Consider the following 25,675-nt stretch of genomic DNA (forward strand, 5'->3'; position numbering starts at 1 on the left):
TGTACGCTTGGCAAAGCAGTTTTTCTCTGGAATTCTATGCATCCGATGCTCAATACCGCCATCAAGGCGGCCCGCCGCGCAGGCACAATCATCAACCGCGCGAGCCTGGATCTCGAACGCCTGAACGTGGCGCGCAAGGGGCCCAAGGATTATGTCACGGAAGTCGACCGTGCCGCAGAGGAAGCCATCATCGACATTTTACGCACGGCCTATCCGGACCACGCCATCCTGGCCGAGGAAACGGGCGAACATGGCGCCGCTGGAGGCGTCCCGCCGGACTTCCAGTGGATCATCGATCCGCTGGACGGCACCACGAATTTCATCCACGGCTTTCCGAACTACGCCGTGTCGATCGCGCTGCTGCATCGCGGGCAGCCCGCCCATGCGGTGATCTATGACCCCTCGCGCAACGAGATGTTCACCGCCAGCCGCGGCAGCGGGGCCTTCCTGAACGACCGGCGCGTGCGGGTCTCGGGCTGCACGCGCTACCATGACGCCCTGCTGGCCTCGCATGTGCCGAAATCCACCGCCTTGCCGGCGGATTCGCCCTTCTCGCCGATGCTGGCCGATTGCGCCGCGGCGCGGCGCACGGGCTCGGTGGTGCTGGATCTCGCCTACGTCGCCTGCGGGCGCCTGGACGGTTTCTGCGGCGTGCGCCTCAAGCCCTGGGACATGGCCGCCGGCGGCCTGATGGTGCTCGAGGCCGGCGGCCTGCTGTCGGACTTCGAGGGCGAGCAGGGCTGGATGGCCAGCGGCAACCTGCTGACGGCCACCCCGAAGGTATTCCCGCAGATGATCGGCTACCTGAGCGCCTGAGGACCGATCGATGGAATGGATGCTGGACCCTTCCGCATGGGTCGGCCTGCTCACCCTGATCGTCCTCGAGATCGTCCTCGGGATCGACAACCTCGTCTTCATCGCCATCCTGGTCGACAAGCTGCCGCCCAAGCAGCGCGACCGCGCGCGGGTGCTGGGCCTGGGCCTCGCGCTGGCCATGCGCCTGCTGCTGCTCACCCTCATGTCGTGGTTGATCAAGCTCACCGCGCCTATCGTGTCGTTCGGCGAGTTTGCCTTCTCGGGCCGCGACCTGATCCTCATCGGCGGGGGGCTGTTCCTCCTCACCAAGGGCACCTTCGAGCTGCATGACCGCGTCGAGGGGCGCACGGCGCATGCCTCGGGCTCGCGCCTGCATGCCGGCTTCTGGGTGATCGTCACGCAGATCGTGATTCTGGACGCGGTGTTCTCGATCGATTCCGTCATCACCGCGGTTGGCATGGTCGACCATCTGCCCGTCATGATGATCGCGGTGATCGTCGCGATGGCCATCATGCTGGTGGCCTCCAAGCCGCTCACGCAGTTCGTCAATGCCCACCAGACAGTGGTCATCCTGTGCCTGGGCTTTCTGCTGATGATCGGTTTCTCGCTGCTGGCCGAAGGCTTCAGCTTTGCCGTGCCCAAGGGCTACCTGTACGCGGCCATCGCCTTCTCGGTCATCGTCGAATCCCTGAACCAGCTGGCGCGCCGCAATATGCGCCGCGTCGAATCGCGCCGGCCCATGCGCGAACGCACCGCCGAGGCGGTGCTGATGCTGCTCGGACGCCGCCCCATGGTGGGCCCAGGCCTCGATACCGATCCGGGCATGGCGGCCGATGCGACGCCCATCGAGGCCTTCGGCGACGAGGAGCGCAACATGGTCAGCGGGGTGCTGACCCTCAGCGACCGCAACGTGCATTCGGTGATGACGCCGCGCACGGACGTGTCGTGGATCAACCTCGAGGCCGATCCAGCCGAGCTGCGCGAGCAGATCACCCGCGAGCCCCACAGTTTCTTTCCGGTGTGCCGCGGCACCCTGGACGAGGTCGTGGGGATCGGCCGCGCCAAGGAGCTGATCACCGATCTGTTGATCCACGGCACCATTCGCGAGACCCGCCTGCGCGAACCCATCATCGTGCACGAGTCGATCGAGATCCTGCAGCTCATGGATACGCTCAAGCGCTCCCGCGGCCTGCTGGTGCTGGTGGCCGATGAATTCGGCTCCATCGTCGGGGTGGTCACGCCCATCGACATCTTCGAGGCGATCGCCGGCGAATTCCCCGACGAGGACGAGGCGCCCGACATCATCGACCAGGGCAACGGACGCTGGCGCGTCGACGGCGCGGCCGACCTGCATCACCTCGAGCAGGTCATGCACACCGACGGCCTGGTCGACGAGGACGAGGAATACGCCACGATTGCCGGCTATCTGCTCGAGCGCTTCGGGCGGCTGCCGGCGGTGGGCGATTCCTGCGATCTCGTGCAGGGGGAATGGCCCGCATTCCGCTTTACCGTGCTCGAGATGGATGGGCGGCGCATCGCCACGGTCCAGATCGAGCGGATCCACCTGCCCGACCCGGATGCCGAGGCCGAGTCCTCCGACTAGGCCGACCGGCACAATACAGCACAGCGGAAAGGACGCATGAACGATAGCGCGTGGTTTTTGTTGCAGGCCCTGTTTCTGGGCCTCGTCGAAGGTTTTACCGAATTCATTCCGGTCTCCAGCACCGCCCACCTGCTGCTGGTGGGCGACTGGATCGGTTTTTCATCGGGCAACGACAAGGTGTTCGAGGTCGTCATCCAGCTCGGCTCCATCCTGGCGGTGATGTGGGTGTTTCGCGCGCGCATCCTGCAGATGCTGGGCGGCTTCTTCGCCGGCGATCCGCAAGAGCGCCGCTTTGTGTGGAACCTGGCGATCGCGTTCATGCCGGCCGCCGTGATCGGCGCCCTGGGGATCCGCTACGTCAAGGCGCTGTTCCATCATCCGGGCGTATTCGCCATCACCCTGGCGCTGGGCGGGCTCATCATGTTGTGGGTCGAGCGCAAGCCCCGCTATGCCAAGCGGCCCGACGACCCGTCCGAGACCGAGGTGTCGCAGCACGCCAGCGCGCATACGCTCGAGCAGATCAGCTGGAAGCAGGCACTGGCCGTGGGGTGCGCGCAGGTCCTGGCGATGGTGCCGGGCACGTCGCGGTCGGGGGCGACCATCATCGGCGGCATGCTGGCCGGGATCGATCGGCGCACGGCCACGGAATTTTCGTTCTTCCTCGCCATGCCGACGATGCTGGCCGCCTCGGTGTACGACCTGTACCGGCATGGTGCGGCCCTCGACGAGTCGCAGATGCTGGCGATCGTGGTGGGCTTTGTCGCGGCATTTCTCAGCGCCCTGGTGCTGGTGCGGGCCGTGCTGGCGTTCGTCGCGCGGCGCACGTACCGGCCCTTCGCCTGGTACCGCATCGGCCTGGCGGTGGTCGTGGCCTGCTGGGTGCTGCTCTAGCGTCCGGGCGTATCGCCGCCGCCCAGGGGCTCGTCCAGCATGAGGCGCGGGCCGCCGGCATCCAGCACCAGCCAGCCGCCGCGCCCGGGCGGCTGGTCGTAGTCCCAGTCCGGCAGGACGAAACGCCGGCAGGCGCGTCCGCCGGCATCCAGCGCGTGCACCGCAGGCCGGTGGGTATGGCCGTGGACCAGCACATCCGATCCCGAGGCCGCCAGCGCATCCGCGACGGCTCGTGGATTGACGTCCATGATCCGCATGGACTTGCCGCGCCGCGCCCGGCGGCTGCGGGCGCGGGCCCAGGCGGCGATGCGCCGCCGCAGGGCCAGCGGCAGCGCGAGGAAGGCCCGCTGCACCCACGGCGCGCGCACCAGGCGCCGCAGGCGCTGGTAGCCGGTGTCGTCGGTGCAGTATTGGTCGCCGTGGGCCAGCAGCAGTGTGCCCGCGGCCGTGGTCAGCAAAATTTCATCGTCCAGCAGGCGCGCGCCCAGGCTGCGGGCGAGCGCCGCGCCCATCAGGAAGTCGCGGTTGCCGTGTCCCAGCCACAGCGGGATGTCGTGCGCGGTGTCGCGCAGGGCCGTGAGGGCCCTGGCCAGCCAGGCCGGCGGATCCCGCAGGGCGTGGTCGTCGCCGATCCAGGCCTCGAAGATGTCGCCGCACAGGACGAGGGCGTCGGCCTCGCGACGCGCCCGTTCGAGGAAGCGGAAGAATGCCGCCGCCGTGCCGGGATTATGTTCGCCCAGGTGGATGTCCGAGGCGATCCAGACCGTGCCCGGCAGCGCGAGCTCACTCAACCAGGGTGGCGCTTTCGATGACGACGTCATCGACGGGGACGTCCTGGTGGAAGCCCTTGTTGCCGGTCTTGACCTGCTTGATCGCATCGACCACCTCGGTGCCCTCGACCACCTTGCCGAACACGGCATAGCCCCAGCCGTTGGAAGTGGGCGCGGTGAAGTTCAGGAAATCGTTGTCGGCGACGTTGATGAAGAATTGCGCGGTCGCCGAGTGAGGGTCGGCGGTGCGGGCCATGGCCAGCGTGTAGCGGTCGTTCTTCAGGCCGTTGTTGGCCTCGTTTTCGATGGGCGCGTGGGTTTGTTTCTGCTTCATTCCGGCTTCGAAGCCGCCGCCCTGGACCATGAAGTTGTTGATGACGCGATGGAATATCGTACCGTCATAAAAGCCTTCCTTGACGTAGGTGAGGAAATTTTCCACGGTCTTGGGGGCTTTTTCGGCGTCGAGCTCGATCAGCAGGTCGCCCTTGTTGGTGTGCAGTTTGACTTGGGGGTGGTTGCTCATGGACTTGCCTTGGTCATGGGTGGTGGGGCCTTGTGCGACGGCCGCCGCGCCCGGTATCAGGGCGACGGCGCAGGCCAGGCACAGAACGCGTATCCAGGAGGACAGGATACGCAGGAATGAGAGATGGGACATCGGGGCAGGTCTCCGGGGCATGGGACCGCTATTGTGCCGCATGGGCGGGGTCCGGGTCGACCGGGCGCTGTGCCGGCCTTGCGGGTTTGCCGCGCAACACGCGGGCCCGATCGAACGCCTGCTGGGCCAGGCGCGTGTCGACGTGGCCGAGGTTCTCCAGGGCCGGCACGAAGGCGGGATCGATCGTCAGAGCGGTCTGCAGCGCCTCGCGGGCGCGCTCGAGCTGGCCCATGCGGGCGTACTCGATGGCCAGTGCGTTCCAGGGTTCCGGCAGCTCCGGGAAATCGATGGTCATTTCGCGCCAGATCCTGGTGGCCTCGTCGTGGCGGCCCAGTTGGGCCAATGCGCGCCCATGCAGGTAGGCCAATTGGACGTCGGTGCCCAGGCTGCCGGCCTCCTCGCGCTGGGCCTGGCGTTTCTGGATCAGGTCCAGCGCGGCCTCGGCCCGCCCCTCGTCCAGCATGGCCGTGATGTGGCTGGTGATCTGCGAGGGCGTCAGGGGGATCGCGGTGTTGACGCCGGGGGTGGCGGCCTCGAGCAGGTCGGCGAAGGCGCGCCAGCCTCGCTCGGGCGGCGGAGGGTTGGTGAACTGGCCGGTTTGCGGATCGTACACCGGGTCCGCCAAAAGCCTGCCGTCCGCGTTAAGATGGTCAGCTGGGCTTTGGGCGGACGCCGCCGCCATGCAGGCGCACAGGACCAGTGCGGGGAAAGAATATCGAATCACGGCTGAGGGACGCCTATGTCTGGGGCTGAGGAAAATCGTCGGGGGAAGGTATACTTGTCAGCTCATTTTAGCCTTGCCGTGCGCGGGATGCCTGTGGCGGGCACGGCCTGCGCCACGCCTTGCAACCGCCGTCCCGCCGCCTTCCGCGCTCCTGCCTGACCGATCATGCTGCACATTTATAACACCCTTTCGCGCCGCAAAGAGGCCTTCGATCCCGTCGAGCCGGGGACAGTGCGGATCTATGTGTGCGGCATGACGGTTTACGATTTCTGCCACCTCGGCCATGCCCGGATGCTGGTGGGATTCGACGTGGTGCAGCGCTGGCTGCGGGCCAGCGGCTGGCGCGTGACTTTCGTGCGCAACATCACCGACATCGACGACAAGATCATCCGGCGCGCCGTGCAAAGCGGCCGGCGCATGCACGAGGTCACCGATTTCTTCATCGAGGCCATGCGCGCCGACGAGCGCGCCCTGGGGGTCCAGCCGCCGGATGCCGAGCCGCGCGCCACCGAATACGTGGGCCGGATGCTCGACATCATCGGCACGCTCGAGGCGCGCGGCCTGGCCTATCGCGGCGAGGACGGCGACGTCAATTTCTCGGTGCGCAAGTTCCCGGGCTACGGCAAGCTCTCGGGCAAGTCGCTCGACGACCTGCGTGCGGGCGAGCGCGTGGCGGTGGCCTCGGCCAAGCACGACCCCCTGGACTTCGTCCTGTGGAAGGCGGCCAAGCCCGACGAGCCCGAGGAATCGCGCTGGCCGTCCCCCTACGGGCCGGGACGGCCTGGCTGGCACATCGAGTGCTCGGCCATGAGCCACGCCTTGCTCGGCATGCCGCTGGACATTCACGGCGGCGGCCCGGACCTGAAGTTTCCCCACCACGAGAACGAGATCGCCCAAAGCGAAGGCGCTTTCGGCGGCACCCTGGCGCGGACCTGGATGCATTGCGGCCCGATGATGGTGGATGCCGAAAAAATGTCCAAGTCCCTGGGCAACTTCCAGCGCATCCGCGATACGCTGGCCGGGGGCACGCCCGCCGAGGATGCGGCGGACTACGAGGCCAACCCGCGCGAGGCCGAGATGCTGCGCTTCTTCATCGTGCGCAACCACTATCGCAGCATCCAGAACTACGCGCCCGACAACCTGCTCGATGCGCAGCATGCCCTCGACAGGCTCTATCAGACCTTGGCGAACGTGCCGCCCGATCCGGCCGGGATCGACTGGGATCATCCGGCGGCCGCGGCTTTCAAGGCCGCCATGGACGACGATTTCAACACCTCGGGCGCCGTCGCCGTGCTCTTCGAGCTGGCGGGCCAGGCCAACCGCGAAGGATCCGCCCAGGCCAGCGGGCTGATGCGCGCCCTGGGCGGCGTGCTGGGCCTGCTGCAGGGCGATCCCGAGGCTTACCTGAAATCCCCGACCCGCTATCTGGGCGGGGCGGCGGGCCCGGGGCTGGAGGCCGCGGCCATCGACGCGCTGGTGGCCGAGCGCGCCCGCGCCAAGGCGGACCGTGATTTCGCCCGTGCCGACCGGATCCGCGCCGACCTGCGCGACCAGGGCGTCGAGCTCGAGGACAAGGCCGGCGGGCTGACTCAATGGCGCAGGGTGTAGGCGATGGACACCCTTGAACGCCGTGTCGCCCAACGGAACCGCCCCGCCTATTGGGATCGCGCCTGCGAACACCTGATGCGGCGCGACCGCATCCTGCGCAAGCTCATCCCCGCCTTTGGCGACGAGTCGATCGCCCCGCGCCGCAGCCCCTTCGCGACGCTGGCGCGCATCGTGATCGGGCAGCAGATCTCGCCGGCCCTGGGGCGCGACCTGTGGGGCCGCCTGGTGCGGGATTGCGGCGCCGATCCGTCGCCGGCCTGCATCGCCGCCTTCGACGAGGCCTCATTGCACGCCATGGGCCTGTCGCGCCGCAAGGCGCAGTACTTGCTGGATCTGGCCGGCTATTTCCAGGCCGACGGCGGCGAGGCCGACTGCTGGGACGGCATGGACGATGCGGCGGTGATCGCCGAACTGTGCACCATTCGCGGGGTCGGGCGCTGGTCGGCCGAGATGTTCCTGATCTTCAACCTGGGCCGTCCCGATGTGCTGCCGCTGGACGACACGGCGCTGCTCAAGGCGATTTCCCGGCATTATTTCAGCGGCGAGCCCGTCTCGCGCTTCGAGGCGCGAGAGGTCGCGCAGGCCTGGGCGCCGTGGCGCACCGTCGCCAGCTGGTATTTGTGGCGTAGCATGGAAGCCGCCGCCATCGAATACTGAATTGCATTCCCCTGGAAAAACAGTCCTCATGCGAAATACATTTCTCGAATTCGAACAGCCTCTCGCGGAACTCGACAACAAGATCGAGGAGCTGCGCTTCGTGCAGGCGGACTCGGCGGTGGACATCTCCGAGGAGGTCAGCCGCCTGCAGCAAAAGAGCCAGTCCCTGGCCAAGAGCATCTACGCGAAACTCACGCCCTGGCAGACCGCGCTGGTCGCGCGCCATCCCCAGCGTCCCTACACGCTGGATTACGTGCGCGAACTCTTCACCGATTTCCATGAACTGCATGGCGATCGCATGTATGCCGACGACCAGTCGATCGTGGGCGGGCTGGCGCGCTTCAACGGCAGCCCCTGCATGGTCATCGGCCACCAAAAGGGCCGCGACACCAAGGAACGCGCCATGCGCAATTTCGGCATGCCGCTGCCCGAGGGGTATCGCAAGGCCTTGCGCCTGATGCGGCTGGCCGAAAAGTTCCGCCTGCCGGTGTTCACCTTCGTCGACACCCCGGGGGCGTACCCCGGCGTGGGCGCCGAGGAGCGCGGACAGTCCGAGGCCATCGGACACAACCTGTTCGCCATGGCGGGCCTCAAGGTCCCCATCATCGTCACCATCATCGGCGAGGGCGGTTCGGGCGGCGCCCTGGCGATCGCCGTCGGCGACGTGGTGATGATGCTGCAGTACGCCACCTACTCGGTGATCTCCCCCGAGGGCTGCGCCTCGATCCTGTGGCGCAGCGCCGACAAGGCCGCCACCGCGGCCGAGGCGCTGGCGATCACCGCGCCGCGCCTCAAGGACCTGGGGTTGATCGATCGTGTGGTCAACGAGCCCGTGGGCGGCGCCCACCGCGATCCAGTCACCATGGCGCGCCAGTTGCATCGCGCCCTGGCCGATGCGCTGCGCCAGGTCTCGGGCCTGGATACCGACGAGCTCCTGCGCCTGCGCCACGAACGCATCGCCGCCTACGGACGCTTCCAGGAAGCGCGCGTCTAGTGCCCCGGCAAGCGGACTGCGATCCTGAACTGCTCCAGTCCGTGCGCGAGGTGTTGGCCGGCTGTGACGGCCCGGTTGCGGTGGCGTTGAGCGGCGGCGCGGATTCGGCCATGCTCGCGCTGCACGCGGCGCGCGCCGCGGCCGAGGCGCACCGCACTTTGCATGCTTTTCACGTGCACCACGGCCTGCAGGCCGAGGCCGACCGTTGGCAGGCGCACGCCCACCGCCTGGCCGCCCAGTTGGGAATGTCCTGCCATAGCCTGCGCGTCGACGTCTCCATCAGTGGCGACGGCATGGAATCGGCCGCCCGCGACGCCCGCTACGGCGCGTTCGCGCAACTCGCGGCGCTGGCCGGCGTGCGCACCATCCTGCTGGCCCATCATCGCGACGACCAGGCCGAAACGGTGCTGCTGCGCCTATTGCGCGGCGCCGGGCCGCTGGCGTTGGGGGCGATGGCGCCCGATACCGTGCGCGACGGCCTGCGCTACCTGCGCCCCTGGCTCGCGGTGCCGCGCGCGCGCATCCTGCGCTGCGCCGAGCGCTATGGCGCGCGCAGCGGCTGGCGGCCGGTCGACGATCCCAGCAACGCCGATCCGCGCTATACCCGCGCCGCCTTGCGCGAGCGCCTGGCCCCCGTGCTCGACGATCGCTGGCCGGGCTGGCGGGACATCCTTGTGCGTCATGCCGCGCAGGCCCGCGAATTGACCCTGCTGGTCGACGAGGCCGCGCGCGCCGACTGGGCCGGCCTGGACCCCGCGCCGGATGCCGCCAGTTTCTCCCTGGCGGCCTGGCGCCTGCTGCCGCCGGTCCGCCAGGCGCAAGTGCTGCGCCATTGGCTCGGCCTGCACGGCTTGCGCGCCCCCACCGCCGCCCGCCTGGACGAGCTCATGCGGCAGTTGCGCGGCCTGCATGCCTTGGGCCACGACCGGCGCATGCGGCTGCGCCACGACGGCCGCTGGATCGCCTGCGTGCGCGGGCGCGTGGTGCTCGAGCCGAAAACACAGGTAGAATAAGCAGTTTTGGCGCGTTCGCGCGCCTTTTGACCTTCCACCTCGATCGCATCATGTCTCTCATCGTTCAAAAGTACGGCGGCACCTCGATGGGCTCCGTCGAACGCATTCAGAACGTCGCGCGCCGCGTCGCCAAATGGCATGCCGCCGGCCACCAGGTCGTGGTCGTGCCCTCGGCCATGTCCGGCGAAACCAATCGCCTGCTGGGCCTTGCGCGGGAAATTTCGCCCACGCCCGATCTGCGCGAACTCGACATGCTGGCGGCGACCGGCGAGCAGGCCAGCAGCGCCTTGCTGGCCATCGCCTTGATGCGCCAGGGCGTGGCCGCGCGTAGCTACGCCGGCTGGCAGGTGCCCGTGCGCACCGACAGCGCCTACACCAAGGCGCGCATCCGCTCGATCGATGATGCGCGCGTGCGGGCCGACCTGGACGCCGGACGCGTGGTCATCGTCACCGGCTTCCAGGGCATCGACGACGAAGGCAACATCACCACGCTGGGCCGCGGTGGCTCCGATACCTCGGCGGTCGCGGTGGCCGCCGCGATGGGCGCCGACGAATGCCTGATCTTCACCGACGTCGACGGTGTCTACACCACCGATCCGCGCGTGGTGCCGGAGGCCCGGCGCATGAACGTGATTTCCTTCGAGGAAATGCTCGAGATGGCGTCGCTGGGCTCCAAGGTCCTGCAGATCCGCGCGGTCGAATTCGCCGGCAAATACCATGTCCCGCTGCGCGTGCTGTCCTCGCTGACCGATCCCCTGATCCCGGTCGAGGACGAAATGCACTCGGGCACACTCATCACTTTCGAGGAAGACCAGAAAATGGAAACCGCCGTTGTCTCGGGCATTGCCTTCAGCCGCGACGAGGCCAAGATCACCCTGCGCAACGTCCCCGACACCCCGGGCGTGGCCTATTCGATCCTCGGGCCCGTGGCCGCCGCCAACATCGACGTCGACATGATCCTGCAGAACATCTCGCTGCAAGGCATGACCGACTTCTCGTTCACGGTCAACCGCAACGACTTCGCCCGTACGCTCGAGCTGCTGCGCAACCAGATCGCCCCCGCCGTGGGCGCGGGCGAGGTCGTCTCCGACGACAAGGTCGCCAAGGTCTCCATCGTGGGGATCGGCATGCGCAGCCACGTCGGCGTCGCCAGCCTTATGTTCCGCACGCTGGCCGAGGAGGGCATCAACATCCAGATGATCAGCACCTCGGAAATCAAGACCTCGGTGCTGATCAACGACAAGTACATGGAGCTGGCCGTGCGGGCCCTGCACAAGGCCTTCGAGCTCGACCAGGAATCGGTCCAGCCCGAGGCCTGAGCAGGCCATTTCCCTGTGTTAGAATGCCGGTCTTGTCCGGAGACGTGGCCGAGTGGTTGAAGGTACTCCCCTGCTAAGGGAGCATGCGGCTTATACCCGCATCGAGGGTTCGAATCCCTCCGTCTCCGCCAAAGAACAAAGCCCTTGTTTTCCAGGGGCTTTTTCTTTTCTGGGTAAAGAAACTGGTAAAGAATTGGTAAAAAGTGCCGACCTGCCACCTGGCCATTTATGCCAGATCCCTGAATCTGCCCAGGACTGGACGCAAGCCATGAACCAATTCGCTATCCTCTATCAGGATCGATTCAACCGCCTTTCCGTGTAAGGCTCAACCCGACTCAAACACGGAATTTCTGACATTCCCTGGCGTCAACGTGCCATCAGAACTTCTGCTCGATTCCTGCCTGCTTCATGATTGTGTTGGCCGTGTGGCGAGATACGCAATTGGTCGAAACGGTCACGCGGACGCGTCCTCTGCCCCACATTTGGTGTGAGCCCTTCTGCCTGATAAACGAAAAGCCGTGCTGTTCAAGCACGGCCTTTACTTTTTCGTAGTACCCGTTCACGCGAGGGCGGTCTCTCTCGGAAAACGGAAAAGCGGTTCGGGCGAATGCTCGCCGTCGCGCAAGATATTTTCCATCAGCATATCGAGTGCGTTGTTAGTTTCCTGAACCAGCTCATCCACTGTAGCTGCCTCAACAACCAAACCGCGAAGATTCTTGCTCGTCGCAATAAAAACCCGTGCCTCCCTGTCATACTCGACGTTGATTTGCAAGGCGACGGGTATACCGCTACGAGCGACCACCTTCCATAGGGGGTAGCCAACCTTGTACATGATGTCCTCCTGCAAGTGCCGGGTGACGAAGGCTACACCCAGAATTATGTGAACCAACTTATTCACAAGTTCGGCACTTTATCCACATCTGACCTGTGGATAGCTGCTTTCTGTGAGTATATCACTCCGGCTCCCCGCCATGATCGTTTTGTTCTGTTCACCGCCCCATCCAGGGCAGTTGCCGTCTGTCCCAACAGCATGATGATCTGGCCCCATCGAACACGCACGTAGCGCAGGCCGGCGTCCTATTTCAGGAACGGCGCAAGCAGCTGCCTGGCGATTTGTTCGTCATTGCGATGAACCATCAGCATCTGCGCGTTGAGGTCCGTGGCCACGGGCCCGGGGTACATCTTGCTGAATGCCCCGCCCCGGATGAAGAACTCGATGCCGTACGCCTGCATCATCGATGTGATGACGGCGGCCTCGGACTCGGTCTGAAGCGCATAGATGGGTACCAGATCCATTGTCGGCCAGACCAATCGCGGCCCTAGAAGGGCAGCCCGCGCTCTTCCTGCAGGTACATCGGATCCGGGCCCGGGTGAAATTGAGTGACCCGCGCGCCGTCCCGGCCGAAGAACACGAACATCAGCGAATTCCAGACGCCCTCCTGGCGATAGCGATAGTTCCAGACGATCTGCCGCACGGACGGCAGGCCGACGGTATCGATTTTTGCCGGCGGGCCGAATTCGCAGCGCACCTGCTCGGGCGTCCACTCGCCCTCGGCCAGCACCTTGAAGTGCGTGTCGGTCAGCACCGGCTCGATCCGCTGGACGCGGCCGTCGGGCGTCAGGTCCGAACCCCAGGCGAATTGACCGAAGGGCTGTTGCGACCAAATGGCGCGCGGCTGGCCCGCGCGCGATGTGCAGGTGAGGGTCGGCGCGCCGAACTGTGCCTGCACCTGGTCCAGGGGCGTGCCCGGCGGGGTGGCTGCGATATTGGCGCATGCCCCCAGGGCGAGGCCCGACCCGACGATGAGGACGAGGCGGACCGCGGTGGCGAACCGGTAGGGAGGACTGGTCTTGATCATGGCGACCTCGCTGTGCCTGCGGCCGAGAGATTCCGGGCCTGCATGCTGTCATCTTAGCGCACTGCGGCGGCCGCCAGAGGGGGTGGGGATATCCTACAATCGGCACACCGAACAACCGTCCGGGCCGGGCGCGTCGCGAAGGTGCCTGCGCCCAACCAGGAGACAGCCGTGGATTCGACGTTCATGCGCGCGGTGCGCGAGCGCACCGACGCCGCGATCGCTTCGGGCGATTTGCAACCCATTGTCGCCGAACAGGTCGTGATTCACGACGGCGGCCTGCCATTCACCGTGCGCTGGGTCGCCGCATTGGCGGCCAAGGATGCGGCCAAGGCTGGTGCCGCATCGGGCGTCACCTTGCCCGGCGGCCCGCGCGATCCGAATTTCAATCCCTTTCTACCGCCCGACCCTGTGTTGACGGTGGGCCCGCTGGGCGCGCATCACAACGTCGTCCTCAACAAGTTTCCCGTCTGCCTGCATCATCTGGTTTTGGCGCGGCGCGAGTTCGCCGAGCAGCTCAGCCCGCTGGAGCCCATCGACTTCCTTGCCCTGGCGACGGTGCTCTCCGATGCGGGCGGGCTGGGCTTCTACAACGGCGGCGCGGCGGCCGGCGCCAGCCAGCGGCACAAGCACGTCCAGTGGATCCCCGCCGTCGCAGGCAACGCCTCGCTGCGGCATCTGGGCGCGGGCCTGCCCGCCGGCCTGGCACCCGGCGACCTGGCGCGCCATCCGGGCCTGCCGCTGCGTCATTGCTTTGTGCGTGTCGAGGCCGGCCGCGGTTGCGACCCTGCGGCCGCCGCGCAAGCCATGCACGAGGCCTTCGGCCGCGCCTGCGATGCCCTGGGTTTGGAGCCCGGGGACGAGGACGGGCTGCTGCCGCCGTGCAACATGCTGGTGGGCGACGATTGGATGCTGGTGCTGCCGCGCAGCCGCGAGCATTTCGAGGGGGTGTCCCTCAACGCCTTGTCCTATGGCGGCACGGTCTATGTACGCGAGCCCGCCCAGATCGAGGCGATTCGCGCCGTCGGGCCGCTCAGGGCGCTGGCGGCCGTCGGTATCCCCGATTCGGAAACCGCCGGCGCTTGAGGCGCGAAGGCCATGAGGCCGGGCCGCTCTGGCCCCGCCTTAGCCAAAGAACCAATAACACACCCCGATCGAGGCCAGCACGCCGGCCAGGTCCGCCAGCAGCGCGCAGCCCACGGTGTGACGCACGCGCTGCACCCCGACCGCCCCGAAATACACGGCCAGCACATAAAAGGTGGTTTCCGTGCTGCCCTGCACGGTGGCCGCCAGCAGGGCGGGGAAGCTGTCCGGACCATAGTGCTGCATGGTCTCGATCAGCAGGGCGCGCGCGGCGCTGCCCGAAAACGGCTTGACCAATGCGGTGGGCAGCGCGTCTACGAAGCGTGCGTCCAGTCCCGCCGTCAGTACCAGCCAGCGGATGCCGTCCAGCAGCACGTCCAGCGCGCCCGAGGCGCGCAGCACGCCGATGGCGCACAGCATGGCGACGAGGTAGGGCAGCAGATTCTTGCAGACCTCGAAGCCGTCCCGGGCGCCCTCGACGAACTGTTCATAGACCGGGATGCGTTTCCAGGCGCCGGCCAGCAGGAAGGCGATGATCACGCCGAACAGCACCAGGTTGCCCAGCAGCGAGGACAGGGACGCCACGGCGGCGGCGCTGAGCGAGGCCAGCAAGGCCATGAAGCCGCCCAGTATCAGGCACGTCCCGCCCAGCCAGGCCAGCACCACCGGATCCCGCAGCCGCAGGCGCTGCATGAAGGCCACGGCCAACAGGCCCACCAGGGTCGAGGCCGAAGTCGCCAGCAGGATGGGCAGGAAGACCAGGGTCGGGTCCGGCGCGCCCTGCTGGGCGCGGTACATGAAGATCGTCACCGGCAGCAGCGTCAGCGATGAGGAATTCAGCACCAGGAACAGGATCTGCGCGTTGGTGGCGGTGCGCGGCTCGGGATTGAGCGTCTGCAGCGCGTGCATGGCGCGCAGGCCGATCGGCGTGGCCGCATTGTCCAGGCCCAGGCCGTTGGCCGCGAAGTTCAGAGTGATCAGGCCCAGCGCCGGATGGCCGGCCGGCACGCCCGGCATGAGGCGGCGAAACAGCGGCGCCAGCAGGCGGGCCAGCCATTCCACCAGGCCCGCCGATTCGGCGATGCGCAGGAACCCCAGCCACAGCGTCAGCGTGCCGAACAAGAGCAGCATGAGCTGCACCGACAGTTCCGCCATGTCGAACAGGCTGGCGATCAGGCGCGCGAACACCTCGGCATCGCCCAGGGCCAGCCATTGGAACAGGCCGGCTGCGGCTGCCACCAGGAAAAACCCGAGCCACAGAATGTTCAGCATGCGGCAGTGTAGCGCGCTGCGGGTCGTTGCCGTGAACTACGAATGGCGGCTGTCATGCTGGTGGGATGACAAGCACCGTAAACCCTGAGTCCGAAGCGTCAATCAGTCAAACACTCCCGGGTTCAGCAATATCGTCCGGTCCACATCCTCGATGCGCGTGCGGCCGCAAAAGGCCATCGAGACGTCCAGTTCGTTGGCGATCAAGCCCAGGCATCGCGTGACGCCGGCCTCGCCCATGGCCGCCAGCGCGTACAGGAAGGCACGCCCGACCATCACGCCGCGCGCGCCCAGCGCCACCGCCCGCAACACGTCCTGGCCGCCGCGCACGCCGCCGTCCATCAGCACCTCGATGTCACCGCCCACGGCGTCGGCGATCGCCGGCAGGGCCGAGATCGACGAGGGCGCCCCGTCCAGTTGCCGGCCGCCGTGGTTCGACACCACCAGCGCATCGGCGCCGGCCTTGACCGCCAGGCGCGCGTCCTGGACGTCCATGATGCCCTTGACGATCAGCCGCCCGCCCCAGCGCGCCTTGATCCACGCCAGATCGTCCCAGTTGAGCGAGGCGTCGAACTGCTGCGTGGTCCAGGCGGCCAGCGAACTCATGTCGCTGACGCCCTGCACGTGTCCCACGATGTTGCCGAAGACCCGCCGCCGCGTGCCCAGCATGCCCAGGCACCAGCGCGGCCGCAATGCCAGGCCGGCCAGGTTGGCCAACGTCGGCTTGGGCGGGGTGGACAAGCCGTTCTTGATGTCCTTGTGGCGCTGGCCCATCACCTGCAGGTCCACCGTGACGACCAGGGCCGAGCATCCCGCCGCCTTGGCGCGGTCGATCAGGCGGCCGACGAAATCGCGGTCGCGCATGACGTACAGCTGGAACCAGAAGGGCCGCTGGGTGTGCGCGGCGATGTCCTCGATCGAGCAGATGCTCATGGTCGACAGCGTGAACGGAATGCCGAAGCGTTCTGCGGCGCGTGCCGCCAGGATCTCGCCATCGGCATGCAGCATGCCCGTCAGGCCCGTAGGGGCCAGGATCACCGGCATGGCGGCGTCCTCGCCCAGCAGGGTGGCGCGCACGCTGCGCCGGGCAATGTCCACGGCCACCCGCTGGCGGAATTTCAAGGCCTGGAAATCGGTCTCGTTCGACCGGTAGGTGTCCTCGGTCCACGAGCCCGAATCCATATAGTCATAGAACATGCGCGGTACGCGCCGGCGGGCGAGCCGACGGAAGTCTTCGACGCAGGTCATGTGAGCGAGGGCGGGCAAGGGGATCTCCTGAAGGCCGGCGGGCGCGCCGAATCGGGCCCTATGGCCGCCAGCGCGATGATGAGCAATAATGATACGGTGCCCACGCGCGAATGAGGCGGCGGTGTCATGTGCGACACGCCGTCATGTGTCCGGGCTCCCCATTTTGCAGTTGGATTTCCAATCTAGGGTAAACCCTTATCCGTTGAAACCCAAGTGTCATAGTTGTGGTTCAAACACAACGCAATGGCTGGAAACTCGCGGATTTAAACGGGGTGTCATAGCGCTCCCTGCGGATTTTTGATGCAATACCTACAACTTCCCATCGCGGAGTTAGAAGGAGCAGCAGCACAGGTAGTTGTTGGGCTGCTCTGATTTACTCAATCTACGGAGATTTCTTACATGAAAAAGACTCTGCTCGCTGCTGCTCTGATCGTCGGTTTCGCCGGCGTTGCTCAAGCAGAAACGTCCGTCACGATGTACGGTATCCTTGATACCGGCTACGGTTATTCGAACGCCAAGTTTGACAAGAACGGCGTCGTCATCAAGAGCACCGCCTCCGGCCTGCGTGGCGACGGCGTGTTCAACGGCAACCGCTGGGGTGTCCGTGGGTCCGAGGATCTGGGCAATGGCCTGCGCGCCATTTTCAACCTCGAGGCCGGTTTTGACATCGGTAACGGTAAGCAAGCCCAAAGCTCCAGCACGACCAACTCCGACCGCCTGTTCGGCCGTCAAGCCTGGCTCGGTCTGGCCAGCGACAACTGGGGTACCCTGACCATGGGCCGCCAGTACAACGTGGGTACCGCCACCACCTACGCCAACAACATGGGCGTGAGCATGGGCGATATGGACAAGACCTTCGGCGGCCTGGGCCTGGGCAACCGCATGGACAACTCGTTCAAGTACATGACCCCCAGCTTCTCCGGCTTCCAGTTTGGTGTCGCCTACGGTAACGAGGTCACCACCGTCAACCGTGTCGAAACCGCCGCTGGTACGGCTGGTTTCGGTGCCAACAATGGCGATCGCAGCAACTGGGTGTCGACTGGTCTGAAGTACGCCAATGGCCCGATCAACGTTGCCGCCAGCTATGACCGCGCCAGCAACACGCTGGACAACGCGACTACCAACTGGACGATCACCGGCTCCTACGACTTCGAAGTCGTGAAGCTGGCTCTGGGCTTTGGTCAAGACCGCTACGGCAAGCTGGGCTGGGGCAACCAGTCCGGTTCGGTGGCTAATGCCAACACCCCGCTTGGCGCCTACAGCCTGGGCAACGACTTCAAGTCCAGCAACTACTACGTCGGTCTGTCGGCGCCTGTCGGTACCGGCACCCTGGCCGCGACCTGGAACCGTTCCTCGTCCAACCTGGATGACGCCGACAAGTGGGGCGACGACGCCAAGGCTCAGAACATCTACCACCTGAACTACAGCTACCCGCTGTCCAAGCGCACCAAGGTGTACGCCTATGGTTCGTATGGCACGGGCATCGCCTACATCGACGGCCTGAAGGCCCGCGAAGCCGGTATCGGCCTGAACCACCAGTTCTAATCGCTGCGCATGGGATATCCCATGCCGCGAGGCCCGGTCCGCCGGGCCGCATGAACCTGGTTCGGGAACTCCGGTTCCTGATCGCAAAAAACCACCCTCTGGGGTGGTTTTTTGCATTGGGGGCAGCGCGAAGAAGGCGGGTGATGTGGCGTGCGAGCAACGGTTCGTGGGTTGCGGAATACACCTCCTGTATGCGGCAATCCCGGACGGGCTGGGTATTTATGGCAATACAGTGGCGGATTTCCGGGCTGCGTCGAGCGCTGCGGCGGTCTCCCGCTCATAGGGTGTCACGGGATCTGCGGCCATCCTGTCATTGATCCAGGGTCGTATGTCATTGAATTGAAGCAATTTCGTCACTAAATTGAAATATGTTTCAATAGGGATTTTCACCTAGAAAAAGCGCTACGCACTGCTAGACTCCGTTGCAGCTCTGATCACAACGTTTGCGTTGCGGCAGGGACGGGAGTAGCGGCACACGTCGTTGGTGGGCTGCTCTGAATCACTCAACCTACGGAGATCTCTCTCATGAAAAAGACGCTGCTCGCTGCTGCTCTGATCGTCGGTTTCGCCGGCGTTGCTCAAGCAGAAACGTCCGTCACGATGTATGGCATCCTCGACACCGGCTATGGCTACAGCCAGGTCAAGTACGACAAGAACGACGTCCGGATCACGGGCACCAGCTCGGGTCTGACGTCCGGTGTGGTCAGCGGCAACCGCTGGGGTGTCCGCGGCTCGGAGGACCTGGGCGACGGCCTGCGCGCCGTCTTCAACCTCGAGGCCGGCTTCGACTTGGGCACCGGCCAGACATCCAATACCGGCAGACTGTTTCATCGCCAGGCCTGGGTCGGCCTGTCCAGCGACAACTGGGGCGCCTTCACCATGGGCCGTCAGTACAACCTGGCCTACAACGGCTTCACCCACGACGTCAACGAGGGGGTGAGCATGGGCGACATGGACCGCAGCTTTGGCGGCCAGGGCTCCAGCAACCGCATCGACAATTCGTTCAAGTACGTCACCCCCAGTTTTTCGGGCTTCAAGGCGGGTGTTGCCTACGGCAATCCCAGCACGAGCATCGAGCGTATCGAGACCGCCGGCGTGACCACGTCCATTGGCGAGCGCAGCAACTGGTTGTCGACGGGCCTGATGTACGAGAACGGCCCTCTGTTCGTCGCGGCCAGCTATGACCGCGCCAGCAGCGCGCTGGACAAGGCGACCACCAACTGGGCGATCGCCGGCGCCTACGACTTCGAGGTCGTGAAACTGTCCCTGGCCTACGGCCAGGACCGCCACGGCAAGCTGGGCTGGCAGAATGCGGCCTCCGATTTGTACACCAGCACCTCCAGGCCGCTGATCGGCGCCTACGCGCTGGGCAACGACTTCAAGTCCAGCAACTACTACGTCGGTCTGTCGGCGCCTGTCGGTACCGGCACCCTGGCCGCGACCTGGAACCGTTCCTCGTCCAACCTGGATGACGCCGACAAGTGGGGCGACGCCGCCAAGGCCCAGAACATCTACCACCTGAACTACCAGTATCCGCTGTCCAAGCGCACCAAGGTGTACGCCTACGGTTCGTATGGCACGGGCATCGCCTACGTCGATGGCGTGAAGGCGAAAGAAGCCGGTGTCGGCCTGAACCACCGGTTCTGATCGCCGCGCGTCGAACCCTGAACGCTGCGAGGCCCGGTCCGCCGGGTCATCCGATCCGTTTCAATAGGCCGGGCTGTCTCAGCGGGCGGGGCTCTTGAAAATGCAAGCAGCCATCCCTCGGGGTGGCTGCTTGCCGTCGGCCGGTACCGCCACGTTCCCCTATCGGCTTGGTGTGCCCCTGTCAGTGTCGGCGAACGGCCTTTTAGAGCGTCATTGGCGGAATACATCCTCCAGGATCTGGGCGTCGAGGATGTTCAGCGACCATGTCTCGAGTTGCGCGGCGGTGGCGGAACGGATGCGTTTGGCCATGTCATCGGAGATGGCCCCGAACTTGCGAATTAACTGTCGTTCCAGCAAGGCGGCTTCACCCTTCTGTATCCCTTCCTGTTCCCACTGGCGGGCCCAGATGCCCGGCTTTTCGCTGATCAACATGGCGATCTCCTGCAGATTCGTGACGGGCGGCAAGGCTTCCCGGGGCTGGGCGCGCGACAGCACGATGTGGCGCACGTATGCGGTGAAGCTGCGGTCCAATTCCTCGAAGCCCGGTCCTTGCAGCACCTGCTGCAGAGTGTGCAGGATTTCCTGCAGTTTCTCAATGCTGTCGCTGTGCTCCAGGCGAAACAGCAGGGCGGCCAGGTTGCGGTCGGGCAGACCACCGGCGCGCAGCAACGCGCCCTCGTCAACCAGCAGATAGCGCATGCGCAATTGATAGTCGGCCAGGTCCGGTACGCGGGGTTCGATCAGTGCTGCCATGTCCAGCGGCGCGCGCCAGGCGCCGTCGCCGGCGCGCTCATGGAGCTGGTCACTGACGTAGTGAATATTGACCGGCTGCAGGCCGGACCAGTCCAGCCGCGCCAGCCAATCGGCGTCCAGCACGCAGGCGAGCAGGTCGCGCAGCAGTTGGGAATGCTCGAACAGGCGCCGGTAGCTGGCATCGTGCTCGCCCATGGCGGCCTCCGCATAGATATGAAGGTATCCATGATGGGCCAGGTGTTGGCGCAAGGGACGGCGAAGGCGACGGAATAGTCCCTGTGGAAAGTACGCCTGGATAGGTTTCTAGGTGCCCTGCGCAGCGCGCTGATCGCCCGGTCCGCGGGGCCGCTTGAGCCTGTTTCAGCAGGTCAGGCTCTGGAAAGCAAGAAGTCACCCCGAGGGGTGGCTTCTTTGCCGTTGTTCAGGTTGATGTAAACCTTGTCTGCCACGATCCGCGATATGTTTCCGCACAGGGTTATCCCGCTGAAAGACCCTGTCGAAATGCTACAATCCCAGGGTTTAGTTATTGCGAACAGAGGTCTAGCGCATGAATCTGCAACAGTACTTTCCCGTGCTGCTTTTCATCATCGTGGCGACCTTGATCGGCGCGGCCTTGCTGGTGGCGGGGCGGTTCCTTGGGCCCAACCGGCCCGATCCCGAAAAACTGTCCGTCTACGAGTGCGGTTTCGAGGCGTTCGGCGATTCGCGCATGAACTTCGACGTGCGCTATTACCTGGTCGCCATCCTGTTCATCATGTTCGACCTGGAAATCGCCTTCCTGTTCCCCTGGGCCATCGCCAACGGGGTGGTGGGGATGGTCGGCTTCTGGGCGGTGGCGGTGTTCCTGGCCGTGCTGACGGTGGGCTTCATCTACGAGTGGCGCCGCGGCGCGCTGGACTGGGAATAACCCCGGGGGGATCAATCATGGCAATCGACGGCGTACTCAACGAAGGCTTCATCACCACCAGCGCGGACAAATTCCTCAACTGGGCCAAGACCGGCTCCCTGTGGCCCATGACCTTCGGCCTGGCCTGTTGCGCGGTGGAAATGATGCACGCGGGCGCGGCCCGCTACGACCTGGACCAGTTCGGCATCATTTTCCGCCCCAGCCCCCGCCAGTCCGACCTGATGATCGTGGCCGGCACGCTGTGCAACAAGATGGCCCCGGCCCTGCGCAAGGTCTACGACCAGATGCCGGAACCCCGCTGGGTCGTGTCCATGGGATCGTGCGCCAATGGCGGCGGCTATTACCACTATTCCTATTCCGTGGTGCGCGGCTGCGACCGGATCGTCCCGGTCGACGTCTACGTGCCGGGCTGTCCGCCCACGGCCGAGGCCCTGGTCTACGGCTTGCTGCAAATGCAGAACAAGATCCGCCTGACCAACACCATCGCCCGCTAGGTCCGTGCCCGGGCCTGCTGAACCTCTTTCGACGACCTGTATATGACACGGCTACAGACTCTACACGACAACTTGCGCGAGGTCTTCGGCGCGGCGGCCGACCTGGTCGAGGCGCGCGGCGAATTGACGCTGCAGGTGCCCGCCGATGCCTGGATCGACACCTGCCGCAACCTGCGCGACCACGCGCAGCTGCGCTTCGAGTCCTGTATCGACCTGTGCGGCATGGACTATTCCGCCTGGAAGGCCCCGACTTACGAGTCGGGGCCCGCGTCGTTCCCGCGGCGCTTTGCCGTCGTGGTGCACCTGCTGTCGGTCACTCACAATTGGCGGCTGCGCGTGCGGGTGTTCGCGCCCGACGACGAGTTCCCGGTCCTGCACTCGCTGGTCGACGTGTGGCCGGCGGTCAACTGGTACGAACGCGAGGCCTTCGACCTGTACGGCATCGTGTTCGAGGGGCATCCCGATTTGCGCCGCATCCTCACGGACTACGGCTTCATCGGCCATCCCTTCCGCAAGGATTTCCCCATTTCCGGCCACGTGGAAATGCGCTACGACGCCGAGCAGAAACGCGTCATTTATCAACCGGTGACCATTGTGCCGCGCGAGATCACGCCGCGCGTGGTGCGCGAGGACCACTACGGAATAGAGCGGTACTGACATGGCAGAAATCCAGAACTACAACCTGAACTTCGGCCCGCAGCACCCGGCGGCCCACGGGGTGCTGCGCCTGGTGCTGGAACTCGACGGCGAGGTCGTGCAGCGCGCCGACCCGCACATCGGCCTGCTGCATCGTGCCACTGAAAAACTGGCCGAGCACCGCACCTTCCTGCAGGCGCTGCCCTACATGGATCGCCTCGACTATGTGTCGATGATGTCCAACGAGCACGCCTATTGCCTGGCGACCGAGCGCCTGCTGGGCATCGAGGTGCCCCTGCGCGCCCAGTACATCCGCGTGATGTTCGACGAGATCACGCGCGTCCTCAACCACCTGATGTCGCTGGGCTCGCACGCGCTCGACGTGGGCGCGATGGCGGTGTTCCTGTATGCCTTCCGCGAGCGCGAAGACCTCATGGACTGCTACGAGGCGGTGTCGGGCGCGCGCATGCACGCGGCCTATTACCGCCCGGGCGGCGTCTATCGCGACCTGCCCGACACCATGCCGCAGTACGCGCCCAGCAAGTACCGCAGCGACAAGGAAATGCGCGCCATGAACGATGCGCGTTCGGGTTCGCTGCTGGACTTCATCGAGGACTTCACCAACCGTTTTCCGGCCTGCGTGGACGAATACGAGGTCCTGCTGACCGACAACCGCATCTGGAAGCAGCGCCTCGTCGACGTCGGCGTGGTCTCGCCGGAACGCGCGCTGGCGCTGGGCTTCACCGGCCCCATGCTGCGCGGCTCGGGCATCGAGTGGGACCTGCGCAAGCACCAGCCCTACGAGGTCTACGACCGCCTGGAATTCGACATCGCGGTGGGGGTCAACGGCGACTGCTACGACCGCTACCTGGTGCGCATCGCCGAGATGCGCGAGGCCAACCGCATCATCCGCCAGTGCGTGGAATGGCTGCGCAACAATCCGGGCCCGGTGATCGTCGACAACCACAAGGTCGCGCCGCCCAAGCGCGAGCGCATGAAGACCGGCATGGAAGACATGATCCATCACTTCAAGCTGTTCACCGAGGGCATGCACGTGCCCGAGGGCGAGGCCTACGCCGCCGTCGAGCATCCCAAGGGCGAATTCGGCATCTACATGGTGTCCGACGGCGCCAACAAGCCCTACCGGGTCAAGATCCGCGCGCCCGGCTTCGCCCACCTGCAATCGCTCGAGGAAATGTCGCGCGGCCACATGATTTCCGACGTGGTGACCATCATCGGCACCCAGGACATCGTGTTCGGCGAGATCGACCGCTAGCCGGCCTCGTCGACCGCCACAGGACGCCAATCAGAGATCCCTATGCTGCTTTCCGAACAAGCCTACCGCAAGATCGACCGGGAACTGACCAAGTTCCCGCCCGAACAGAAACGCTCGGCCGTGATGGCCGCGCTCACCATCGCCCAGGACGAGCATGGCTGGGTGTCGCCCGAGATCATCCGCGACGTCGCCCAGTACCTGGGCCAGCCGCCCATCGCGGTCCAGGAGGTCGCGACCTTCTACAACATGTACAACACCAAGCCGGTCGGGCGCTACACGCTGGCGATCTGCACGAACCTGCCCTGTGCGCTGCAGGACGGCGTGAAATCGGCCGAGTACCTCAAGGAAAAGCTCGGGATCGACTTCCACGAGACCACCGCCGACGGCTTGTTCACCCTGGTCGAGGGCGAGTGCATGGGCGCCTGCGGCGATTCGCCCGTCATGATCGTCAACGGCAAGCACATGTGCTGCCGCATGCAACCGGAAAAGATCGACGCCCTGATCGGCGAACTCAAACAGGAGTCGGCATGAGCGGTCTGGACGTATTGCAGAAATTCTCCACGGACGCGCTGTCCCCGGACCTGGGCGGGGATCCCTCGCGCAGCATGATCTTTCACGGCCGCCACATCCAGCCGCAGATCCTGGCGGGCCTGGACGGCAGCAACTGGGGCCTCGAGGACTACGTGGCGCGCGGCGGCTATGAGGGCCTGCGCCGCATCCTCACCACGGGCATGAAGCCCGAGGACGTGATCGCCGAGGTCAAGGCCTCCAGCCTGCGCGGCCGTGGCGGCGCGGGCTTTCCGACCGGCCTCAAATGGAGCTTCATGCCGCGCAACCTGCCGGGCCAGAAATACCTGGTCTGCAATTCCGACGAGGGCGAGCCCGGCACCTTCAAGGACCGCGACATCCTGCGCTACAACCCGCATTCCGTGATCGAGGGCATGATCATCGGCGGCTACGCCATGGGCATCAGCGTGGGCTACAACTACATCCACGGCGAGATCTTCCAGATCTACGAGCGCTTCGAAGAGGCGCTGGAACAGGCCCGCGAGGCCGGCTTCCTGGGCACCGACATCCTCGGCTCGGGATTCGATTTCCAACTGCATGCCTTCCATGGCTTCGGCGCCTACATCTGCGGCGAGGAAACGGCGCTGCTGGAATCGCTGGAGGGCAAGAAAGGCCAGCCGCGCTTCAAGCCCCCGTTCCCGGCCAGTTTCGGCCTGTACGGCAAGCCCACCACCGTCAACAACACGGAAACCTTCGCCGCGGTGCCCTGGATCTTTCGCCACAGCGCCCAGGAATACCTCGAGGTTGGCATCCCCAACGCCGGCGGGACGAAAATATTCTCCATCTCGGGCGACGTCGAACTTCCCGGCAACTATGAAATCCCGCTGGGCACGCCTTTCGCGACGCTGCTGGAGCTGGCCGGCGGCATGCGCGGCGGGCGCACGCTCAAGGCGGTGATTCCGGGGGGCTCCAGCGCCCCGGTGCTGCCCGCCGACATCATGATGCAGACCAACATGGACTACGACTCGATCGCCAAGGCCGGGTCCATGCTGGGCTCGGGCGCGGTCATCGTCATGGACGACACCCGCTGCATGGTCAAATCCCTGATGCGCCTGTCGTACTTTTATTTCGAGGAATCCTGCGGCCAGTGCACGCCGTGCCGCGAGGGCACCGGCTGGCTCTACCGCATGATGCATCGCGTCGAGCACGGACGCGGCACGCCCGAGGACATCGAAACCCTGGATTCGGTCGCGCACAACATGATGGGACGCACCATCTGCGCCCTGGCCGACGCCGCCGCCATGCCGGTGCGCAGCTTCATCAAGCACTTCCGCGACGAATTCGTACACCACATCGAGCACAAGGATTGTGTGGTGTCCAAATATCTGTAGGATCAGGACACGC

General features: G+C 65.4%; 27 protein-coding genes and 1 tRNA gene. 18 read left to right on the forward strand and 10 right to left on the reverse strand.

Going from position 1 to position 25,675, the window contains the following annotated elements:
• The first annotated feature begins 36 nt into the window (after positions 1-36).
• Genes OOZ48_RS04730 through OOZ48_RS04740 form a run of 3 tightly spaced genes read left to right on the forward strand, consistent with a single transcriptional unit; the run spans position 37 to position 3,310 of the window.
• Positions 37-816 (forward strand): inositol monophosphatase family protein, encoded by a 780-nt coding sequence (locus OOZ48_RS04730; protein WP_269496121.1) that lies wholly within the window; start codon positions 37-39, stop codon positions 814-816.
• A gap of 10 nt (positions 817-826) precedes the next feature.
• The gene (locus OOZ48_RS04735; protein WP_269496123.1) at positions 827-2,419 is read left to right on the forward strand and encodes a TerC family protein; all 1,593 of its coding nucleotides are present in this window, start codon (positions 827-829) and stop codon (positions 2,417-2,419) included.
• Between the two features lie 36 nt (positions 2,420-2,455).
• Complete coding sequence (locus OOZ48_RS04740; RefSeq protein ID WP_269496125.1) at positions 2,456-3,310, forward strand: undecaprenyl-diphosphate phosphatase; 855 nt, start codon at positions 2,456-2,458, stop codon at positions 3,308-3,310.
• Here OOZ48_RS04740 and OOZ48_RS04745 read toward each other — a convergent pair.
• The 3 genes from OOZ48_RS04745 to OOZ48_RS04755 all read right to left on the reverse strand — a co-directional run bounded on the left by OOZ48_RS04745 (position 3,307) and on the right by OOZ48_RS04755 (position 5,348).
• Entirely contained in the window at positions 3,307-4,101 is a 795-nt protein-coding gene (locus OOZ48_RS04745; protein WP_269496336.1) for a UDP-2,3-diacylglucosamine diphosphatase, read from the reverse strand. The genes OOZ48_RS04740 and OOZ48_RS04745 overlap by 4 nt on opposite strands.
• Entirely contained in the window at positions 4,094-4,603 is a 510-nt protein-coding gene (locus OOZ48_RS04750) for a peptidylprolyl isomerase (RefSeq protein WP_442867536.1), read from the reverse strand. The genes OOZ48_RS04745 and OOZ48_RS04750 overlap by 8 nt, the downstream gene beginning before the upstream one ends.
• A 160-nt stretch (positions 4,604-4,763) precedes the next feature.
• Entirely contained in the window at positions 4,764-5,348 is a 585-nt protein-coding gene (locus OOZ48_RS04755) for a tetratricopeptide repeat protein (protein WP_269496130.1), read from the reverse strand.
• Between the two features lie 276 nt (positions 5,349-5,624).
• Between OOZ48_RS04755 and cysS the strand changes: the two genes are divergently transcribed.
• From cysS to OOZ48_RS04785, 6 genes are all read left to right on the forward strand, one after another.
• Positions 5,625-7,067 (forward strand): cysteine--tRNA ligase, encoded by a 1,443-nt coding sequence (gene cysS, locus OOZ48_RS04760; RefSeq protein ID WP_269496133.1) that lies wholly within the window; start codon positions 5,625-5,627, stop codon positions 7,065-7,067.
• A gap of 3 nt (positions 7,068-7,070) precedes the next feature.
• A complete protein-coding gene (locus OOZ48_RS04765; protein ID WP_269496136.1) occupies positions 7,071-7,724 on the forward strand; it encodes a DNA-3-methyladenine glycosylase family protein in 654 nt (217 codons plus the stop codon).
• A gap of 28 nt (positions 7,725-7,752) precedes the next feature.
• Positions 7,753-8,718 carry an acetyl-CoA carboxylase carboxyltransferase subunit alpha gene (locus OOZ48_RS04770; RefSeq protein WP_269496139.1) on the forward strand — a complete coding sequence of 322 codons (966 nt, stop codon included), beginning with the start codon at positions 7,753-7,755 and terminating at the stop codon, positions 8,716-8,718.
• Positions 8,718-9,731 carry a tRNA lysidine(34) synthetase TilS gene (tilS, locus tag OOZ48_RS04775; RefSeq protein ID WP_269496142.1) on the forward strand — a complete coding sequence of 338 codons (1,014 nt, stop codon included), beginning with the start codon at positions 8,718-8,720 and terminating at the stop codon, positions 9,729-9,731. Before OOZ48_RS04770 ends, tilS begins: the two co-directional genes overlap by 1 nt.
• 50 nt (positions 9,732-9,781) lie before the next feature.
• Entirely contained in the window at positions 9,782-11,050 is a 1,269-nt protein-coding gene (locus tag OOZ48_RS04780; protein WP_269496145.1) for an aspartate kinase, read from the forward strand.
• Between the two features lie 38 nt (positions 11,051-11,088).
• Positions 11,089-11,181 (forward strand) — tRNA-Ser (locus OOZ48_RS04785).
• A gap of 246 nt (positions 11,182-11,427) precedes the next feature.
• Here the strand turns inward: OOZ48_RS04785 and OOZ48_RS18515 are convergent.
• The 4 genes from OOZ48_RS18515 to OOZ48_RS04800 all read right to left on the reverse strand — a co-directional run bounded on the left by OOZ48_RS18515 (position 11,428) and on the right by OOZ48_RS04800 (position 12,909).
• Complete coding sequence (locus OOZ48_RS18515; protein WP_442867527.1) at positions 11,428-11,613, reverse strand: type II toxin-antitoxin system HicA family toxin; 186 nt, start codon at positions 11,611-11,613, stop codon at positions 11,428-11,430.
• The gene (locus OOZ48_RS04790) at positions 11,610-11,882 is read right to left on the reverse strand and encodes a DUF1902 domain-containing protein (protein ID WP_269496147.1); all 273 of its coding nucleotides are present in this window, start codon (positions 11,880-11,882) and stop codon (positions 11,610-11,612) included. Before OOZ48_RS04790 ends, OOZ48_RS18515 begins: the two co-directional genes overlap by 4 nt.
• 245 nt (positions 11,883-12,127) lie before the next feature.
• A complete protein-coding gene (locus OOZ48_RS04795; RefSeq protein WP_269496150.1) occupies positions 12,128-12,346 on the reverse strand; it encodes a hypothetical protein in 219 nt (72 codons plus the stop codon).
• Positions 12,347-12,369: 23 nt separating this feature from the next.
• Positions 12,370-12,909 (reverse strand): hypothetical protein, encoded by a 540-nt coding sequence (locus OOZ48_RS04800; RefSeq protein WP_269496153.1) that lies wholly within the window; start codon positions 12,907-12,909, stop codon positions 12,370-12,372.
• Positions 12,910-13,077: 168 nt separating this feature from the next.
• On the opposite strand from OOZ48_RS04800, the gene OOZ48_RS04805 reads away from it, so the two are divergent.
• Positions 13,078-13,992, forward strand: coding sequence for an ATP adenylyltransferase family protein (locus OOZ48_RS04805; RefSeq protein WP_269496156.1), 915 nt, complete (start codon positions 13,078-13,080; stop codon positions 13,990-13,992).
• Between the two features lie 39 nt (positions 13,993-14,031).
• Here the strand turns inward: OOZ48_RS04805 and OOZ48_RS04810 are convergent, their stop codons facing one another.
• Together OOZ48_RS04810 and OOZ48_RS04815 are read right to left on the reverse strand one after the other, a co-directional pair.
• On the reverse strand, positions 14,032-15,261 hold the full coding sequence (locus tag OOZ48_RS04810) for a nucleoside recognition domain-containing protein (protein WP_269496158.1): 1,230 nt from the start codon (positions 15,259-15,261) through the stop codon (positions 14,032-14,034).
• A gap of 102 nt (positions 15,262-15,363) precedes the next feature.
• Positions 15,364-16,506: an alpha-hydroxy acid oxidase gene (locus tag OOZ48_RS04815; protein ID WP_269496338.1), complete on the reverse strand. Its 1,143-nt coding sequence runs from the start codon at positions 16,504-16,506 to the stop codon at positions 15,364-15,366.
• A 399-nt stretch (positions 16,507-16,905) separates the two neighbouring features.
• Between OOZ48_RS04815 and OOZ48_RS04820 the strand changes: the two genes are divergently transcribed.
• Both OOZ48_RS04820 and OOZ48_RS04825 read left to right on the forward strand, forming a co-directional pair.
• The gene (locus tag OOZ48_RS04820) at positions 16,906-18,051 is read left to right on the forward strand and encodes a porin (RefSeq protein WP_269496162.1); all 1,146 of its coding nucleotides are present in this window, start codon (positions 16,906-16,908) and stop codon (positions 18,049-18,051) included.
• A gap of 525 nt (positions 18,052-18,576) precedes the next feature.
• The gene (locus OOZ48_RS04825) at positions 18,577-19,698 is read left to right on the forward strand and encodes a porin (protein WP_269496165.1); all 1,122 of its coding nucleotides are present in this window, start codon (positions 18,577-18,579) and stop codon (positions 19,696-19,698) included.
• Between the two features lie 210 nt (positions 19,699-19,908).
• On the opposite strand, the gene OOZ48_RS04830 is transcribed toward OOZ48_RS04825, so the two are convergent.
• Complete coding sequence (locus tag OOZ48_RS04830) at positions 19,909-20,646, reverse strand: DUF4351 domain-containing protein (protein WP_269496168.1); 738 nt, start codon at positions 20,644-20,646, stop codon at positions 19,909-19,911.
• 352 nt (positions 20,647-20,998) lie between these two features.
• On the opposite strand from OOZ48_RS04830, the gene OOZ48_RS04835 reads away from it, so the two are divergent.
• The 6 genes from OOZ48_RS04835 to nuoF all read left to right on the forward strand — a co-directional run bounded on the left by OOZ48_RS04835 (position 20,999) and on the right by nuoF (position 25,662).
• Entirely contained in the window at positions 20,999-21,358 is a 360-nt protein-coding gene (locus OOZ48_RS04835) for an NADH-quinone oxidoreductase subunit A (protein ID WP_269496170.1), read from the forward strand.
• Positions 21,359-21,375: 17 nt separating this feature from the next.
• Positions 21,376-21,852, forward strand: a complete 477-nt coding sequence (locus OOZ48_RS04840; protein WP_269496173.1) for a NuoB/complex I 20 kDa subunit family protein — start codon at positions 21,376-21,378, stop codon at positions 21,850-21,852.
• A 42-nt stretch (positions 21,853-21,894) separates the two neighbouring features.
• A complete protein-coding gene (locus OOZ48_RS04845; RefSeq protein ID WP_269496176.1) occupies positions 21,895-22,509 on the forward strand; it encodes an NADH-quinone oxidoreductase subunit C in 615 nt (204 codons plus the stop codon).
• 1 nt (position 22,510) lies between these two features.
• Positions 22,511-23,764, forward strand: coding sequence for an NADH-quinone oxidoreductase subunit D (locus OOZ48_RS04850; protein ID WP_269496179.1), 1,254 nt, complete (start codon positions 22,511-22,513; stop codon positions 23,762-23,764).
• A gap of 42 nt (positions 23,765-23,806) precedes the next feature.
• Positions 23,807-24,295 carry an NADH-quinone oxidoreductase subunit NuoE gene (gene nuoE / locus OOZ48_RS04855; protein WP_269496182.1) on the forward strand — a complete coding sequence of 163 codons (489 nt, stop codon included), beginning with the start codon at positions 23,807-23,809 and terminating at the stop codon, positions 24,293-24,295.
• A 74-nt stretch (positions 24,296-24,369) separates the two neighbouring features.
• Positions 24,370-25,662: an NADH-quinone oxidoreductase subunit NuoF gene (gene nuoF / locus OOZ48_RS04860; RefSeq protein WP_442867537.1), complete on the forward strand. Its 1,293-nt coding sequence runs from the start codon at positions 24,370-24,372 to the stop codon at positions 25,660-25,662.
• The last annotated feature ends 13 nt before the right edge of the window (positions 25,663-25,675 follow it).

This window comes from Castellaniella sp. S9 (assembly GCF_027257175.1).
Lineage (GTDB): Bacteria > Pseudomonadota > Gammaproteobacteria > Burkholderiales > Burkholderiaceae_B > Castellaniella.

What these genes read in the sequence shown, in the direction of transcription:
- OOZ48_RS04730 (WP_269496121.1), top strand. Translation starts at nt 37, where the DNA reads ATGCATCCGATGCTCAATACCGCCATCAAGGCGGCCCGCCGCGCAGGC.
- OOZ48_RS04735 (WP_269496123.1), top strand. Translation starts at nt 827, where the DNA reads ATGGAATGGATGCTGGACCCTTCCGCATGGGTCGGCCTGCTCACCCTG.
- OOZ48_RS04740 (WP_269496125.1), top strand. Translation starts at nt 2,456, where the DNA reads ATGAACGATAGCGCGTGGTTTTTGTTGCAGGCCCTGTTTCTGGGCCTC.
- OOZ48_RS04750 (WP_442867536.1), bottom strand. Translation starts at nt 4,603, where the DNA reads ATGAGCAACCACCCCCAAGTCAAACTGCACACCAACAAGGGCGACCTG.
- cysS (WP_269496133.1), top strand. Translation starts at nt 5,625, where the DNA reads ATGCTGCACATTTATAACACCCTTTCGCGCCGCAAAGAGGCCTTCGAT.
- OOZ48_RS04765 (WP_269496136.1), top strand. Translation starts at nt 7,071, where the DNA reads ATGGACACCCTTGAACGCCGTGTCGCCCAACGGAACCGCCCCGCCTAT.
- OOZ48_RS04770 (WP_269496139.1), top strand. Translation starts at nt 7,753, where the DNA reads ATGCGAAATACATTTCTCGAATTCGAACAGCCTCTCGCGGAACTCGAC.
- OOZ48_RS04780 (WP_269496145.1), top strand. Translation starts at nt 9,782, where the DNA reads ATGTCTCTCATCGTTCAAAAGTACGGCGGCACCTCGATGGGCTCCGTC.
- OOZ48_RS04790 (WP_269496147.1), bottom strand. Translation starts at nt 11,882, where the DNA reads ATGTACAAGGTTGGCTACCCCCTATGGAAGGTGGTCGCTCGTAGCGGT.
- OOZ48_RS04795 (WP_269496150.1), bottom strand. Translation starts at nt 12,346, where the DNA reads ATGGATCTGGTACCCATCTATGCGCTTCAGACCGAGTCCGAGGCCGCC.
- OOZ48_RS04800 (WP_269496153.1), bottom strand. Translation starts at nt 12,909, where the DNA reads ATGATCAAGACCAGTCCTCCCTACCGGTTCGCCACCGCGGTCCGCCTC.
- OOZ48_RS04810 (WP_269496158.1), bottom strand. Translation starts at nt 15,261, where the DNA reads ATGCTGAACATTCTGTGGCTCGGGTTTTTCCTGGTGGCAGCCGCAGCC.
- OOZ48_RS04815 (WP_269496338.1), bottom strand. Translation starts at nt 16,506, where the DNA reads ATGACCTGCGTCGAAGACTTCCGTCGGCTCGCCCGCCGGCGCGTACCG.
- OOZ48_RS04820 (WP_269496162.1), top strand. Translation starts at nt 16,906, where the DNA reads ATGAAAAAGACTCTGCTCGCTGCTGCTCTGATCGTCGGTTTCGCCGGC.
- OOZ48_RS04825 (WP_269496165.1), top strand. Translation starts at nt 18,577, where the DNA reads ATGAAAAAGACGCTGCTCGCTGCTGCTCTGATCGTCGGTTTCGCCGGC.
- OOZ48_RS04830 (WP_269496168.1), bottom strand. Translation starts at nt 20,646, where the DNA reads ATGGGCGAGCACGATGCCAGCTACCGGCGCCTGTTCGAGCATTCCCAA.
- OOZ48_RS04835 (WP_269496170.1), top strand. Translation starts at nt 20,999, where the DNA reads ATGAATCTGCAACAGTACTTTCCCGTGCTGCTTTTCATCATCGTGGCG.
- OOZ48_RS04840 (WP_269496173.1), top strand. Translation starts at nt 21,376, where the DNA reads ATGGCAATCGACGGCGTACTCAACGAAGGCTTCATCACCACCAGCGCG.
- OOZ48_RS04845 (WP_269496176.1), top strand. Translation starts at nt 21,895, where the DNA reads ATGACACGGCTACAGACTCTACACGACAACTTGCGCGAGGTCTTCGGC.
- OOZ48_RS04850 (WP_269496179.1), top strand. Translation starts at nt 22,511, where the DNA reads ATGGCAGAAATCCAGAACTACAACCTGAACTTCGGCCCGCAGCACCCG.
- nuoE (WP_269496182.1), top strand. Translation starts at nt 23,807, where the DNA reads ATGCTGCTTTCCGAACAAGCCTACCGCAAGATCGACCGGGAACTGACC.
- nuoF (WP_442867537.1), top strand. Translation starts at nt 24,370, where the DNA reads ATGATCTTTCACGGCCGCCACATCCAGCCGCAGATCCTGGCGGGCCTG.